The following is a 15101-nucleotide window of genomic DNA, read 5'->3' on the forward strand; positions in this document are numbered from 1 at the left end:
GTGTAGTGCAGGCCCCGGCTTTCGGTGCGTTGTTCTGCAGACCGGATAATCAGGTCCGCCACCAGGACCAGGTTGCGTAGTTCCAGTAGATCGCGGCTGATTTTGTAATTGGTGTAGTACTCCTGAATTTCCTTTTGCAGCAATTTAACCCTGTGGTGGGCGCGCTCCAGTCGTTTGCGGGTACGGACGATGCCGACGTAGTCCCACATGAAACGGCGTAACTCATCCCAGTTGTGAGAGATCACCACATCTTCATCGGAGTGTGTGACCCGGCTTTCATCCCATGCCCGTGCTGGTTCCGGTTCGTCGATATTTTCGATACTGTCGCGAATGGCCTGTGCAGCAGCCTGACCGTAGACCACGCATTCCACCAAGGAATTACTGGCCATGCGGTTGGCGCCGTGTAGCCCGGTAAACGCGGTTTCGCCAATCGCATACAGGTTCCAGAGGTCGGTCTGGCCACTTTTGTTGACCATGATACCTCCACAGGTGTAGTGGGCGGCGGGGACCACAGGAATGGGTTCCCTGGTGATATCAATGCCATAGCTCAGACACTTGGCCTTGATGGTGGGAAAGTGGCTTTCCAAGAATTCTTCCGAACGGTGAGAAATATCAAGAAACAGGCAATCACTACCGAGACGCTTCATCTCATGGTCAATGGCCCTTGCTACGATATCTCTGGGAGCCAGCTCACCGCTGGGGTGGAATTTGTCCATAAACCGCTCCCCATTGGGAAGCTTTAGCTGTGCCCCTTCGCCACGAAGTGCTTCGGTAATCAGGAAAGCTTTGGCGCTGGGGTGGTAGAGGCAGGTGGGGTGGAACTGGTTAAATTCCATGTTGGCAACACGGCAGCCACGGCGCCAGGCTACAGCGATGCCATCGCCGGATGCACCATCCGGGTTGGTGGTATAGAGGTACGCCTTGCTGGCACCCCCCGTAGCGAGCACCACCACTTTGGCCTGAAAAACACAGACACAGTCATTACCGTTATCCAGTACATAGGCGCCACTACAGCGTACACGGCTGGAGTTGCTGTCGGCCTGGGTAATGAGGTCCACTACAGTGTGGTCTTCGTAGACATCAATAGAAGGATGTTGCAGCACCTGATCAGCCAATGAAGAAGAAACTTCGCGTCCTGTGGCATCCGCTGTATGCAGGATGCGACGGTGGCTGTGACCACCTTCCTGGGTGAGGTGGTAGTCGTCGTTGTCGCTGTTTAATGTGAATTTGACCCCTTGTTGGACCAGCCAGCGAATGGCCTCTGGTCCTTGTTCTACCGTATAGCGGACAGTGTCCTCGTGGCAGAGTCCCGCGCCGGCAATAAGGGTATCCTGAACATGTGACTCAATGGAGTCCTCGTTGTCGAAAACGGCAGCTATGCCTCCCTGGGCATACCAGGTGGAGCCAGATTTGAGAGCACTTTTGCTGAGAAGGGCAATGCGGTATTTGTCGGCTAATTGCAGGGCAACTGTCATGCCAGCCGCACCACTGCCAACGACCAACACATCGTGGTGGTGCGTTTTCTTCATCGACGAAACTAAGTCCTAGAATGGATAATTTGGCATGATAGTATAGCGGGCTAAAAATGAATACAGGTGCAGTTGGCATCTGCGTCCCACGAACTATTTATGATTGCGATTGTCTAGCAATTGCCTGAAGGCACGTGGGTAATTAGTGGAGTAGTTATGGAAGCCGAGCAGGCAGCAGACAGTGACAAGCTTTTAGTCGCCCGTGTTCAGAAGGGTGATAAGCGTGCCTTCGATTTGCTGGTCATGAAATACCAGTACAAAGTACATGCGATTGTCAGCCGCTATATCAAGGACTTTGATGAGGTGAACGACGTCGTACAGGAGGCGTTCATTAAGGCCTACCGAGCACTGGCAAAGTTCCGTGGAGAAAGTGCTTTTTACACCTGGCTGTATCGCATTGCCGTTAATACAGCGAAAAATTATCTGGTCGCCAAAAACCGGCGACCGCCGGCCAGTGATGTGGATGCAGAAGAAGCTGATTTTTATGAAGGCAGTGAGCGCTTGCGTGACATTGATTCACCAGAAAATCTTCTATACAGAGATGAACTGGAAATCGCGGTGGACCAGGCCATAAAAAATCTACCTGAAGATCTTAGAACAGCGGTAACTTTACGGGAATTTGAGGGTCTCAGTTACGAGGAAATTGCCGAGGTGATGGATTGCCCGGTAGGTACAGTGAGGTCGCGTATTTTCCGTGCGCGAGAGGCGATTGATGAGAAAATAAGATTGTTGGAAGGCTAACCATTTTAGGTTTGAACCTTTTTATAATCTTCTGGTCTTATCAGTGACTTCCAGACTCGGTAAGCGTTGTACATGGCTAGGAAGCGATAATTGTAGTGCGCTGCTACTCGGTGTGGCAGACTAACAATAACCGCAAATAAGGCAGGTTAAGTATGAGTGACCATAACATGCGCGAAAAAGAGTCTCTTTCGGCACTAATGGATGGTGAAACCGATGAGCTGGAGTTTCACCGAACACTTAAAGTGACTTCCGAATCAGATGAGCTTCGCGACACTTGGCGTCGCTATCAACTTGCCGCTTCTGCCATGCGCAGAGACTTGCCGGTACAGATAACCGACTACTCGGCTGCTATACGGGCCGCACTCGATGATGAGCCAACACATGGAGCCCGGGCTGCAGTGTCCCGTATGGCCAAGCCTCTGGGACGTTTTGCTATAGCAGCTTCTGTAGCCGCATTAGCAGTTCTCGGTGTACAACAATACAGTCAACCCAGCGCGGTTACGGCCCCTGTAGCTTCGGTGGATGACGTACAGATGAATTTTGTTAATCCTCAACTGAGAACAGCTGCTGACTTTGGCATTCCCGCAGTCACCGCACGCAATGTCAGTGCCAGCACTGAGTCCGATGGTTACCGTTCACCCCAGCCTGTTATTGTTGTTCAAGAAGTCGTGCCCGATGATGTGACTCGCGAGCAGGTTCAGGCCTATCTCAACAAGCTGATGACACGTCATACGGAACACGCGGCATTTAATACCAATCAGGGAATGCTGCCCTTCGCACGCATGCCAGCCAGTCAGGACTATTGATTTTAAGACGTTGTATGCGTTTACCAAGGTGTTTTGTCGTTATCCTTGCCAGTGTTTTATTGCAAACACATGTATACGCCATAGAACCTGAAACCTCTGGAGGAGAACTGCTCCAGAGGATGGCTGAAGCAAACCGTCAGCTCGATTACACCGGAATATTCACTTACGAGCATGGCGGCACTCTGAAAACTGTCAAAGTTTTTCATGCTATCCAGGATGATCGCGAGGTCGAACGCCTGGTTCTCCTAAGTGGTCCCAAACAGGAAATTCTACATCGCGGAAATGATGTCAACTGCGAACATATGGGTAATGCCATATTGCGCGGTAATGCCGCCAGCCTTGCTACTATTCCTGAGCAAACACTCAACAACTACTACAGCGTACAGATAAAATCCGACGACCGTGTGGCTGGACGGGATGTTGCAGTTCTTCATGTTGTTCCCAAAGATGAACACCGATATGGCTATGTTCTTGGGATTGATAAAGAGACTGGGTTGCTGCTGCAGTCGCTTCTGGTCGGCAACAAAAATCGTGTGCTGGAGCGTTTTCAATATGTGGATATCAATATCGATAACACCGTGAACGCTGAAGATTTATTGGCTTCCAGCGACTCCATGCACGTTGTTTCTCCGGGCAAATCAAATTGTCTGAACCGGGGAGGCATGCCAGACAGACAATCAGGAGCATGGCGTGCAGGTTGGCTACCTCCCGGTTATACGATGGCAGGACTTGAACTCACACAGGACAACACAAGGGAAACGCTGATTTACACAGATGGTCTGTCAGTTTTCTCACTCTTTATCGACTCTGAGATGCCAGCTAATCTGCCTCAGATGCAAGCTCAGAGAGGGGCGACAGTGGCCTATCTGTCGCGGGTTACCGTTGACGGGCGCCACTACACCATATGCGTTGTCGGTGAAATACCCGTTGAAACTGCCAAGCTGGTGGCCCAATCTGTTTCCCCAAGACAGTCAACACCCTAAGTATGGCCATGACCGGCCCATAGGGCTGGGTTATAGTGCCAGATAATTTTACTGGAGTAGACGCCGCCTTGATTAAGGAAACCGGCAAAGTAGTTGCACTCGAAAATGATGGTCTCTGGGTAGAGACTGTCCAGCGCTCTGCATGCCACGTATGTGCGGTGCAAAAGGGATGTGGACAGGGTGTGTTGGCACGCTTTGTGGGAAACTCTGCAGTTATCAGGGTGTTACCCGGCGAATGTGACCTGAAAGATATCCAAGCTAATGATCAGGTCGTTATTGGTATCCCTGAAGATGTTCTGGTACGGGGGACCTTGCTACTTTATTTTTTACCCCTGTTGATGTTGGTAACAGGGGCAGTATTGGCTGCTATGTTTTCCACCTCAGACGTTTTTGTTGCTATGGGTGCCTTGCTTGGTCTACTTGGTGGAGGCTTGATCGCCAGACTACATTCGCTGATCAATAAAAATAATATACGGATACAACCACAATTGTTGGCGCACTTGCCCGCTATAGAACTGGTGTAACGTTGTCGCCATTGCCCATGCCAGTGGGAGATATTGATGTTTCATAGTTTGTTCGTCAGGTTGGTCTATGTTCTCGCCGTTTGTTTTTCAGCCGGCGCATTAGGGCACGGCTGGCCAGACTTTAACCAGCTTATTACCGAATCATCTCCCGCTGTTGTTCGCATCGACACCTATTCCGGGCAAATGGCCATGGGTGTTTCCACGTCGTCTGGCACCTATCAGGATTTTTTTGAACATGGCCCCAATCGTGACGGTAATGTTCCTGGTACGGGTTCAGGCTTTCTCATTTCAGAAGATGGCTATGTGCTGACGAATCAGCACGTTGTGCAGGATGTCGCCTATATCACTGTTAAGCTCATAGATCATCGTGTGTATGAGGCCAAGGTGGTTGGTGTTGATGCCCGATCAGATCTGGCGCTGCTTAAAATCGATGAGACAGATCTTCCTGTTCTGGAGTTTGCGGACCCTGAAACGATCAAAGTCGGGCAGTGGGTGATCGCCATTGGTGCGCCTTTTGGCCTGGATTACACAGCAAGTGCAGGAATCATCAGTGCTATAGGGCGCAGTATTCCGACAGCAGGCGGGGATAGTTATGTGCCTTTCATTCAGAGCGACGTGGCCATTAACCCGGGTAGTTCTGGTGGACCATTGCTTAATCTGGAAGGCCGGGTAGTTGGCGTCAATTCCCAGATTTTCTCCAGGCCTGGTGGAGGCTCTATTGGCTTGTCCTTTGCCATCCCTTCGAAAGTTGCCACCTCTGTCATACATCAACTGAGAACGACTGGTAGGGTGGCGCGTGGTTGGCTGGGTGTGTATGTGCAGTCTGTCGATGCGTCTTTGATGAAATCTTCAGGCCGCAACCAGAATCTCGGCGCATTTATCGCCCAGGTTCAACCAGGCAGTCCTGCAGCAGATGCGGGGGTCATGGCAGGGGACATCGTCCTTAAGTTGAATGGAGAAGCGATATTTCAGCCCGGTGATCTCCCACAGGTGACGGGCATGCTCTCACCCGGTGATAAGGTGGTTGTGGACATTCTCAGGGATGCCAAACCCATGTCTCTGGTCGTCAATATTGGTGAGTTGCCGGAACCCACCCCCTTGAATGAGGTTGAATAAAGATCAGTTTCCGGTAACAGCAAATGCCCATAGTATTCTATTCAGGTAATCGCTCATTTCATGGCGTGTCATAGGTAAATACGCTAGACTGCACGGCCTGAATTTAACCCTCGGACAAACCCTGTCCCCTAGCAGAATAAGTAGCGTGTCAGACCTCAGTCACATCCGAAATTTTTCCATCATCGCCCATATTGACCACGGAAAGTCCACCATTGCAGACCGTTTTATTCAGGTTTGCGGAGGCCTCTCAGAACGTGAGATGGCTGCCCAGGTGCTTGATTCCATGGACATTGAGCGAGAGCGCGGTATCACCATCAAAGCCCAGAGTGTGACCCTGGATTACACGGCGCGAGATGGCAAAACCTATCAGCTCAATTTTATTGATACGCCTGGCCATGTGGATTTTTCCTATGAAGTTTCCCGCTCGCTGGCGGCGTGTGAAGGGGCTTTGTTGGTCGTGGATGCCGGGCAGGGGGTTGAAGCCCAGTCAGTTGCCAACTGTTATACCGCGATTGCCCAAGGACTCGAGGTGATTCCGGTCTTGAACAAAATGGATTTGCCGCAGGCCGATCCAGACAAGGTGATTGCTGAGATAGAAGATATTATCGGCATCGATGCCCATGATGCAGTGCGCTGCAGCGCCAAAACGGGCCTGGGCATTGACGATATTCTGGAGGAGCTGGTGGCAAAAGTCCCGGCGCCGGAAGGAGATATCGATGCACCATTGCAGGCTCTAATCATTGACTCGTGGTTTGATAACTACTTGGGTGTGGTTTCTCTGGTTCGGGTCACCCAGGGAACACTCCGGGTGAAAGACAAGGTCGTTGCCAAATCGATTGGCAAGGCTCACGTGGTCGACAGCGTCGGGGTATTTACCCCGAAACATAAGGAAACCGGTGTATTAAAAGCTGGCGAAGTGGGCTTTGTCGTGGCCGGAATCAAGGACATTCAGGGTGCGCCGGTGGGTGACACTTTCACCCATAGCCAGACACCGAATGTCCCGGCCTTGCCAGGTTTTCAGAAAGTTAAACCGCAGGTATATGCGGGCATGTTTCCCGTCAGTTCTGATGATTTTGAAGACTTCCGTGATGCGCTTGCCAAGCTGACCCTGAACGATGCGTCATTGTTTTATGAGCCGGAAAGCTCTGATGCCTTGGGTTTTGGCTTCCGCTGTGGCTTCCTTGGCATGCTCCATATGGAAATTATCCAGGAGCGCCTGGAACGTGAGTACGACCTCGATCTGATCACGACGGCGCCAACTGTAGTCTATGAAATACTCAAGACCGATGGCTCCGTTATTTATATTTCCAACCCATCGGACCTTCCGGATCCCGCATATATTGACGAAATGCGTGAACCGATGTGTGAAGCCAGTATTCTGGTTCCCAAGGATTATCTCGGTAATGTCATTACCCTCTGTGTGGAAAAGAGAGGGGTTCAGAAAGACATGCAGTTTGTGGGTGGTCAGGTTTCCCTGACTTATGAACTGCCGATGAGTGAAGTCGTGATGGATTTTTTTGATCGCCTGAAATCTGTAAGCCGTGGTTTTGCCTCTCTTGATTATTCCTTTACACGCTTTCAGCCCGCACCGTTGGTTAGGCTCGATGTCATGATCAATGGCGATAAAGTAGATGCTCTTGCTGTCATCATCCATCGCAACAACTCCCAATTTAAGGGCCGTCAGTTAACGGAAAAAATGCGTGAATTGATTCCCAGGCAGATGTTTGATGTGGCCATTCAGGCTGCTATTGGCGGTCATATTATTGCCAGGACTACGGTTAAGGCATTGCGCAAAAATGTCACCGCAAAATGTTATGGTGGTGATGTGACTCGTAAGAAAAAACTGCTGGAAAAGCAGAAAGAGGGTAAAAAGCGCATGAAGCAGGTTGGTAGCGTAGAAATTCCCCAGGAAGCATTCCTTGCCGTGCTAAAAACGGATAGTTGAGGTGATTCATGGATTTTGATTTTCCACTAGTGTTATTCATTCTTGTGCTGGTTTCCGGCCTGGTTTGGTTTGCAGACCGGTGGTTCCTGTCGAAAAAACGCCTTCCCGATCAACCGGTACCTACCTGGATTGAATACAGTGGTTCTTTTTTTCCGGTATTACTGCTGGTGTTTGTACTTCGCTCATTCCTTTTTGAGCCATTCCAGATTCCTTCAGGCTCAATGATTCCAACCTTGAAGGTGGGTGACTTCATTCTCGTCAATAAATTTACCTATGGGGTACGCCTGCCAATTACCGGCACCAAAATATTACCGATGAATGAGCCCAAACGTGGTGATGTCATGGTATTTTTTCCACCGAAGGATGACCGTTATTTTATCAAGCGGGTGATTGGCCTGCCTGGTGATGAGGTGAGCGTTGTGAACAACCAGTTGTTTGTTAACGGTGAACCAGCTCAACAGGTTGCTGTAGAGGGCGCCTCGACCGATTCACGTTTTATTATCAATGATGAGGCTCTTGGCGATGTGGTGCACAGGATCCAAAAAAATATAGTTCCAGGCCCACTGGGTAGAAATTTTGCATATATTGTTCCAGAGGGACATTATTTCATGATGGGCGATAATCGTGATAACAGCAGTGATAGTCGTGTCTGGGGGCCGGTTCCAGAAAAGAATATTGTTGGAAAAGCGGTGATAATCTGGATGCACTGGGAGTCCTTGGGGACTTTACCCAGTTTCGACCGTATTGGAAAAATTCAGTAATATCCGTCGGGATGACTTTGGAGAGACGCAAATGAAGCAGCATAAGCAACAGGGCGTTACTGTATTGGGCGGGTTGTGTGTACTTGCCATTGCCGGGTTCATTATCACAGCGGGGCTGAAGCTTGGTCCGTTGTATCTGGATAATTCATTTGTCAGCGCGGCTATCGAATCGTTGGCTGATGAAAATATTCATACGCTTACAGACAAACAGATCAGAAGAAAACTTGCCGATAATTTTGATATCAATAATGTCCGAGATATGGATATGAGAGATGTAAAAATCATCCGGGATAAGACCCATACTTCGGTCACCCTCGACTATGAAAAACGAATCAACTTCATGGGTAACGTTGATGTGGTCGTAAAATTCAAAAATTCTTACGATACCTCCAAATAATCCCGAGTGAATATCAATAAACAACGACTGCTCAAGCGCATAGGCTATGAATTTCAGGATCAGGCCTTGTTTGAACTTGCGTTAACGCACCGTAGTTATGGTGCCAACAATAATGAACGGCTTGAATTTCTGGGTGATGCCGCGCTTAACTTTATTATCGGCCACGCCATCTACCAGCAACTTCCCGACACGAATGAAGGTGATCTAAGCCGTTACAGGGCCAACCTTGTTAAAGGCAAGACTCTCGCTAAGTTGGGAAGGGAACTTGGTATAGGGGAACACCTGAAACTGGGTGGTGGTGAAATGAAAAGTGGTGGCCACCGCCGGGAATCGATCCTGGCAGATGCCGTTGAAGCCATTATCGGTGCAATCTATCTGGATGGCGGCATGCCAGCCTGTGAAAAGGCAGTTCTTGCATGGTTCTCTGAGCGGCTGGACACACTGACCCAGACAAATCTCAAGGACCCTAAAACGCAATTACAGGAACTGCTGCAATCGAGGGGGAAATCCTTACCGGTTTACGAAGTGATCAATATTGCCGGAGAGGCACATGACCAACATTTTACGGTCACCTGCTCGGTGGAAGGACTGCCAACTCCTACGGTGGGTGAAGGAACCAGTCGGCGATCTGCCGAGAAAAAAGCGGCCGCGGCCGCGCTGTCAGGGCTGCATCAGTGAGCGATAACGAAAATCAGAAACAAGGTCGCTGCGGTTACGTGGCCATCGTCGGTCGACCCAATGTTGGCAAGTCGACACTACTCAACCATCTACTTGGCCAGAAAATTAGTATTACATCGCGCAAGCCTCAAACCACGAGGCAGAACACCCTGGGGATCAAGACCGAGGGAGAAATACAATTAATCTTCGTCGATACTCCTGGGCTCCATTCCAATCAGGACAAAGCCATTAACCGTTTTATGAATCGTTCGGCGGAGAGCGCCATTCGGGATGTGGACGTGGTGGTGTTTGTAGTAGATCGCACTATTTGGACAGAAGCTGATGAAAAAGTTGCCGAGGAAATTGCCAGAAGTAAAGCACCGGTCATCATCGCGCTGAATAAAAGCGATCGTCTCGACAAAAAATCAGACTTGATTCCGCAATTGCAAAACCTATCCAACCGTTTTCCTGAGGCTGTGCTGATACCGTTGTCGGCTTTGCACGGACAGAACCTGAAAGAGCTGGAAGAGGCGATTATCGCGCACATTCCCGAGGGTATTCACTATTATCCGGAAGATCAGGTGACTGATCGCACCCAGCGATATCTGGTGTCTGAAATCGTCCGCGAGAAAATTACGCGACAACTGGGGGCAGAGCTACCTTATGAAGTTGCAGTGGAAGTCGAGGAATTTAAATACCAGGGAAAAATTTGTCATATCAGTGCTCTGATTCTGGTAGAACGGGATGGCCAGAAAAAAATTATCATCGGGGAAAAGGGTGCACGCCTGAAAAAAATTGGCCAGCAGGCACGTATGGATATGGAACGTCTGCTCGAAAGCAAGGTTATGCTGAATCTCTGGGTTAAGGTAAAAAGAGGTTGGTCGGATGATGATCGCGCGTTACGCAGCCTGGGCTACGACGAGTAAACTGTTGGCAGGGCATTAATGAACACCCTGAACCTGTCCCCACGTGTCGTTCTCTTGCTTATTTCCTTTAACCGTTTGATCAGGGACATATAACCTGTGTCTGTGCAGCAAGTCGATGGAGAGCCAGCGTTTGTCCTGCACACAAAACCGTACCGGGAAACCAGTCAGTTGGTGGATCTTTTCTCTCGGCACCATGGTCGCCTGAGGCTTGTTGCGCGAGGGTCTCTGCGTCGCAGCAAAGGGCGCGGTCGCACCATCGAACCCTTTACGCCGTTGATTGTGGGCTGGCGAGGTAAGGGGGAACTAAAGACCTTGGCCAATGCAGAGCAGTCTGGAACGCCTTTGATACTTCGTGGCGATTGCCTGTTCAGCGGTTTCTACCTCAACGAACTGATCCTTAGACTGCTGGCGGATCACGATCCCCATGAAACCCTCTTCGATTGCTACCTGTCTACCTTGCATGCGCTATCTGAAGGTCAGCATATCGAGCTGGCATTGCGCCGGTTTGAGCGTCAACTTTTGTCGGATTTGGGTTATGGGTTGGCTCTGGAGCATAGCGAAGACAGTGGTGCTGAGATTGACCCTAAGGGCTGGTATTGGTTCGATCCGGTAGTGGGTGTTACGTCGCCGACCCTCACTCCTTTAGAACGGGAACAGCCCAATTGCTTCAGCGGTGACTCGCTTTTGGCAATTGCCGCTGAAGACTACTCGAATCCAAGTCATATTAAAGCGGCCAAGCGGTTAATGAGGCTGGCAATACAGAGTTTACTTGGTGATCGTCCACTCAGAAGTCGTGAGCTCTTTGCTCGTGGCCAGGTTTTAAACAGGGATTCTTCATGATCATTGCAGTTGGCACCGATATTGTTGAAATAGCCCGTATAGAAAAAGCACTACAACAGCACGGACGGAAATTTGCCGAACGTATTCTGTGCCCAGGTGAGCTGATTCGGTTTGATGAAACCGCCCAGTCTGCAGCCTATCTGGCAAAACGTTTTGCTGCGAAAGAAGCTTTGGCTAAAGCCCTGGGAACTGGCATCGGTGCTGTGTCCTGGCAGGATATGGAAACGGAAAATACAGCGAAAGGACGGCCGCAATTCAGGTTGAGTGCCACAGCGCAACAGGTGATGAGTGACCTGGGTGCTGATGAGGCGCTGTTAAGCCTTTCCGATGAACAGCACTATGCCATCGCTTTCGTCGTGCTTTCCAAGCGTATTTGACCAGGTTACGACAAGAACCTTTTTTCAGGCCAATAGAGCTAAACAATCTTTATGTCGCTACTCCCTCGGCAAGACATTGGTACAGTGCCTAGCTAGAATAAGCGCTCTTTGATGTAACGGCCCTGGACCGATTAGCAACGGGCCGGCAACTATCCGGATGTTGAGAAAATAATGAGCTACCCGACCATTGAATCCTGTATTGGCGAAACGCCTCTCGTGCGTTTACAGCGATTGCCTGGCGAAACAACCAATACCATCCTGGTCAAGCTGGAGGGTAATAATCCCGCTGGCTCCGTCAAGGACCGTCCGGCTATCAGTATGATTCAGCGTGCTGAGCAACGGGGTCAGATCCGTCCTGGTGACACATTGATTGAGGCGACCTCGGGTAATACCGGTATCGCACTGGCCATGGCGGCAGCCATCAAGGGTTATCGGATGATCCTGATCATGCCGGAAAACAGTACGGAAGAACGCAAGGCTGCCATGCGGGCTTACGGTGCCGAGTTGGTGCTGGTCAGTCGTGAGGAAAGCATGGAAGGTGCCAGAGATCTGGCCAAGGCCATGGAAGTAGAGGGTAAGGGGATCGTTCTCGATCAGTTCGGAAACCCTGATAACCCCTTGGCTCATTATGAACACACGGGGCCTGAAATATGGCGACAAAGTGAACATCGAGTGACCCACTTTGTGAGTTCCATGGGCACAACAGGCACCATTATGGGTGTTTCCCGTTATCTGAAGGAGCAAAACCCCGCTATTCAGATTGTTGGCCTGCAGCCCCAGGAGGGCGCAGCCATTCCTGGTATAAGGCGTTGGCCGGATGCCTACCTGCCGGCCATCTTTGATGCATCCAGGGTTGATCGGGTGATGGATATTTCCCAGGCTGATGCCGAGACTTGCATGCGCGATATGGCTCGCAAGGAAGGCATTTTCTGCGGAGTATCCTCCGGTGGCGCGGTTGCCGGGGCCCTTAAATTGTCTGAAGAGCTGGAGGATGCGGTCATTGTCGCTATTATCTGTGACCGCGGAGATCGTTACTTATCCTCGGGAATTTATCAGTCTGAATAGCGAGTATCAGCAAGTTGCAGGCTCATCGGGCCGACGTTAAGCTGCTCTCGGACTAAATCCTGGGATACTCCCCATCAGAATAGGCTCCTGGTAAAACCAGTTGATGGCTTTAGAACCACCCAGTAGGTATACGATTATCGCGATGCTCTGGCGCAACATCCGGGCATCAGGAAACACCTCATAAGAGTTGTCTATGGTACAGGTTAGGGACCACCATCCGGTCCAGGAACAGGGCACAGTCAATATTGAACAGTGGGTTGATAGCCTGCTGAGCAAGATCGTTACAGATCGTGACGTCCTGATTACCGCCTGTGAGATGGCACAGGAAGCGGAAGAAAAATCAGGGGACGAACGCTGGACGCCGACTGTTAGCAGCTTCCGAACTGGCCTTGAAATGGCGGAAATTCTCGCCGAATTACACCTCTATGACGTGGACAGCCTGGTCGCCGCCATTCTTTATCGGGTTGTCAGGGAGCGTCGGCTTTCCATCGAAAAGGTTAAACAGCATTTTGGCGCTGAAGTGGCGCAGCTTATCAGCAGTGTTCTGAAAATGGCGGTTATCAGTACCCTGCGTGCCGATGGGGAAGCAACGGTATTTGGTCACGCCGCAGCTCAGCAGGCTGCCAAAGTCAGGGAAATGCTGGTATCAATCATTGACGATGTTCGTGTCGCGCTGATCAAGATTGCCGAACGTACCTGTGCTATTCGCGCATTAAAAACCGCTACCGATGAAAAGCGTCAGCGTGTGGCCCGCGAAATTTTTGATGTCTATGCGCCGCTGGCACACCGTCTGGGTATAGGACAGTTGAAATGGGAGCTGGAGGATCTGGCTTTCCGCTATCTGGAACCCGACGAGTATATGCGAATTGCGCGTTTGCTGGACGAACGCAGGATGGACCGGCAGCGCTATATCGATGAAGTGATCGATACGCTGCACAAAGAACTGGCCAAAGCAAAGATCAAGGCTGATATTGCGGGCCGAGCGAAACACATCTATAGCATCTGGCGAAAAATGCACCGCAAGGATGTGGGTTTTTCACAAATCTACGATATTCGTGCCGTGCGGGTACTGGTGCCCACTGTTGCGAATTGCTACACCGTTCTCGGTATTGTTCACAATCACTGGCGGATTATCCCCAATGAGTTCGATGACTATATCGCCACTCCGAAGGAAAATGGATATCGCTCCCTGCACACAGCAGTGATTGGCCCGAATAGAAAGGTTGTGGAAATTCAGATTCGCACCTATGACATGCACGAAGAGGCAGAATTCGGCGTCTGCTCCCATTGGCGCTATAAAGGCACCGACCTGAAAGCCTCCGCACGTAGCTACGAAGAAAAAATTGCCTGGTTGCGTCAGGTGCTTGAATGGCACGAAGAGATTGAAGACGATCAGGTCAAGGAACTACTCAGTCGTGACAACGCCACTGACAGAATCTATGTCTTTACCCCCGAAGGGCATGTGGTAGATCTTCCGTTGGGTGCTACGCCATTGGATTTTGCCTACCGTGTTCACACCTCTATAGGGCATCGTTGCCGGGGTGCCAAAGTGAACGGCAGGATTGTGCCGCTTAACGCCACCTTGCATACGGCGGATCAGGTGTCAGTGTTGACCAGTAAACAGGAGTCCCCCAGTCGTGACTGGTTGTCGCCGGCACTCGGTTATCTCCATACCGCGCGGGCTAGGGCCAAGGTTCAACAGTGGTTCCGCAAGCAGGACCAGGATAAAAACGCACAGGCAGGCAAGTCGATACTTGATCGCGAGCTGCGCCAGCTGAATATAGGCCGGATTGATCTCGATGCTATTGCCGTAAAGTTCAACAAGCATGGTGAAGAGGGCTTGTATGCGGCAATTGGTGCCGGTGATGTCGGTGTTGCCCAAGTTGTTAATGCGATCGTTGCGACACTTGATCTGAATAGTAAGCCCCAGAAAATTCCGGTCTTTACTCCCAGCAAAGCCAGCCGCTACGAAGAATCCGATATATACATCTACGGGGTGGGCAATTTGTTGACGCATATTGCCCGTTGTTGCAGCCCTGTGCCCGGGGACCAGATTAGTGGTTACATCACCAGTGGGCGTGGGGTTTCAGTACACCGCAAGGATTGTGGCAACCTGTTGCGCTTGCAGAATCAGGAGCCTGAGCGTGTGCTCGAGGTTTCCTGGGGTGGCAAACCCAAGCAAGTCTATCCGGTCCGTGTCGTCATCGACTCCTATGACCGCAGTGGTTTACTGCGCGATGTGAGCGTTATTCTGGATAAGTCCGGACTCAATGTGTTGGCCATGAACTCTCGCAGTGATGAGGGCCGCAAAGGGGTCTCCGTACGCATGGAGATTACCGTCGAGGTCAGTAGTTTTGACGAGTTGAGTGCGGTGATGTCCAGATTGAGGCAGATTCCAAACGTTATCGGTGTTCAGCGGCTGGATGAAAACTGA

The 15101-nt window shown here is 50.6% G+C and carries 15 protein-coding genes; 14 read left to right on the top strand and 1 reads right to left on the bottom strand.

What is annotated here, in order from left to right; genetic code table 11:
* On the bottom strand, window positions 1–1529 hold a 1529-nt coding region (nadB, locus tag ACYZYZ_RS02765), incomplete at its 3' end, for an L-aspartate oxidase (RefSeq protein WP_461483174.1).
* A 156-nt stretch (window positions 1530–1685) separates the two neighbouring features.
* Between nadB and rpoE the strand changes: the two genes are divergently transcribed.
* The 14 genes from rpoE to relA all read left to right on the top strand — a co-directional run bounded on the left by rpoE (window position 1686) and on the right by relA (window position 15101).
* Window positions 1686–2270, top strand: coding sequence for an RNA polymerase sigma factor RpoE (gene rpoE / locus ACYZYZ_RS02770; RefSeq protein WP_305170936.1), 585 nt, complete (start codon window positions 1686–1688; stop codon window positions 2268–2270).
* Window positions 2271–2422: 152 nt separating this feature from the next.
* Window positions 2423–3076 (top strand): sigma-E factor negative regulatory protein, encoded by a 654-nt coding sequence (locus tag ACYZYZ_RS02775; protein ID WP_305170937.1) that lies wholly within the window; start codon window positions 2423–2425, stop codon window positions 3074–3076.
* Window positions 3077–3090: 14 nt separating this feature from the next.
* Window positions 3091–4059, top strand: a complete 969-nt coding sequence (locus ACYZYZ_RS02780; protein WP_461483210.1) for a MucB/RseB C-terminal domain-containing protein — start codon at window positions 3091–3093, stop codon at window positions 4057–4059.
* A gap of 35 nt (window positions 4060–4094) precedes the next feature.
* Entirely contained in the window at window positions 4095–4583 is a 489-nt protein-coding gene (locus tag ACYZYZ_RS02785; protein WP_305170939.1) for a SoxR reducing system RseC family protein, read from the top strand.
* A gap of 36 nt (window positions 4584–4619) precedes the next feature.
* Entirely contained in the window at window positions 4620–5699 is a 1080-nt protein-coding gene (locus ACYZYZ_RS02790) for a S1C family serine protease (RefSeq protein ID WP_305170940.1), read from the top strand.
* Between the two features lie 145 nt (window positions 5700–5844).
* Window positions 5845–7644 (top strand): translation elongation factor 4, encoded by a 1800-nt coding sequence (gene lepA / locus ACYZYZ_RS02795; RefSeq protein ID WP_305170941.1) that lies wholly within the window; start codon window positions 5845–5847, stop codon window positions 7642–7644.
* Between the two features lie 8 nt (window positions 7645–7652).
* A complete protein-coding gene (gene lepB / locus ACYZYZ_RS02800) occupies window positions 7653–8405 on the top strand; it encodes a signal peptidase I (RefSeq protein WP_305170942.1) in 753 nt (250 codons plus the stop codon).
* Window positions 8406–8436: 31 nt separating this feature from the next.
* Window positions 8437–8802 (top strand): DUF4845 domain-containing protein, encoded by a 366-nt coding sequence (locus ACYZYZ_RS02805; RefSeq protein WP_461483175.1) that lies wholly within the window; start codon window positions 8437–8439, stop codon window positions 8800–8802.
* Between the two features lie 6 nt (window positions 8803–8808).
* Window positions 8809–9480: a ribonuclease III gene (rnc, locus tag ACYZYZ_RS02810; protein ID WP_461483176.1), complete on the top strand. Its 672-nt coding sequence runs from the start codon at window positions 8809–8811 to the stop codon at window positions 9478–9480.
* Window positions 9477–10385 (top strand): GTPase Era, encoded by a 909-nt coding sequence (gene era, locus ACYZYZ_RS02815; protein WP_461483177.1) that lies wholly within the window; start codon window positions 9477–9479, stop codon window positions 10383–10385. The genes rnc and era overlap by 4 nt, the downstream gene beginning before the upstream one ends.
* A 96-nt stretch (window positions 10386–10481) precedes the next feature.
* Window positions 10482–11225: a DNA repair protein RecO gene (gene recO, locus ACYZYZ_RS02820; RefSeq protein ID WP_461483178.1), complete on the top strand. Its 744-nt coding sequence runs from the start codon at window positions 10482–10484 to the stop codon at window positions 11223–11225.
* Entirely contained in the window at window positions 11222–11602 is a 381-nt protein-coding gene (acpS, locus tag ACYZYZ_RS02825; protein WP_461483179.1) for a holo-ACP synthase, read from the top strand. Before recO ends, acpS begins: the two co-directional genes overlap by 4 nt.
* Before the next feature lie 171 nt (window positions 11603–11773).
* Complete coding sequence (cysM, locus tag ACYZYZ_RS02830) at window positions 11774–12667, top strand: cysteine synthase CysM (RefSeq protein ID WP_461483180.1); 894 nt, start codon at window positions 11774–11776, stop codon at window positions 12665–12667.
* Between the two features lie 193 nt (window positions 12668–12860).
* The gene (relA, locus tag ACYZYZ_RS02835) at window positions 12861–15101 is read left to right on the top strand and encodes a GTP diphosphokinase (protein ID WP_461483181.1); all 2241 of its coding nucleotides are present in this window, start codon (window positions 12861–12863) and stop codon (window positions 15099–15101) included.

The organism is Porticoccus sp., from assembly GCA_023261185.1.
In the GTDB taxonomy this organism is placed as follows: Bacteria; Pseudomonadota; Gammaproteobacteria; order Pseudomonadales; family Porticoccaceae; genus Porticoccus; species Porticoccus litoralis.

Excerpts from the sequence above, each read along its gene's own strand:
- rpoE (WP_305170936.1), top strand. The coding sequence starts at position 1,686 with ATGGAAGCCGAGCAGGCAGCAGACAGTGACAAGCTTTTAGTCGCCCGT.
- cysM (WP_461483180.1), top strand. The coding sequence starts at position 11,774 with ATGAGCTACCCGACCATTGAATCCTGTATTGGCGAAACGCCTCTCGTG.
- lepB (WP_305170942.1), top strand. The coding sequence starts at position 7,653 with ATGGATTTTGATTTTCCACTAGTGTTATTCATTCTTGTGCTGGTTTCC.
- ACYZYZ_RS02805 (WP_461483175.1), top strand. The coding sequence starts at position 8,437 with ATGAAGCAGCATAAGCAACAGGGCGTTACTGTATTGGGCGGGTTGTGT.
- acpS (WP_461483179.1), top strand. The coding sequence starts at position 11,222 with ATGATCATTGCAGTTGGCACCGATATTGTTGAAATAGCCCGTATAGAA.
- relA (WP_461483181.1), top strand. The coding sequence starts at position 12,861 with ATGGTACAGGTTAGGGACCACCATCCGGTCCAGGAACAGGGCACAGTC.
- ACYZYZ_RS02780 (WP_461483210.1), top strand. The coding sequence starts at position 3,091 with ATGCGTTTACCAAGGTGTTTTGTCGTTATCCTTGCCAGTGTTTTATTG.
- ACYZYZ_RS02775 (WP_305170937.1), top strand. The coding sequence starts at position 2,423 with ATGAGTGACCATAACATGCGCGAAAAAGAGTCTCTTTCGGCACTAATG.
- ACYZYZ_RS02790 (WP_305170940.1), top strand. The coding sequence starts at position 4,620 with ATGTTTCATAGTTTGTTCGTCAGGTTGGTCTATGTTCTCGCCGTTTGT.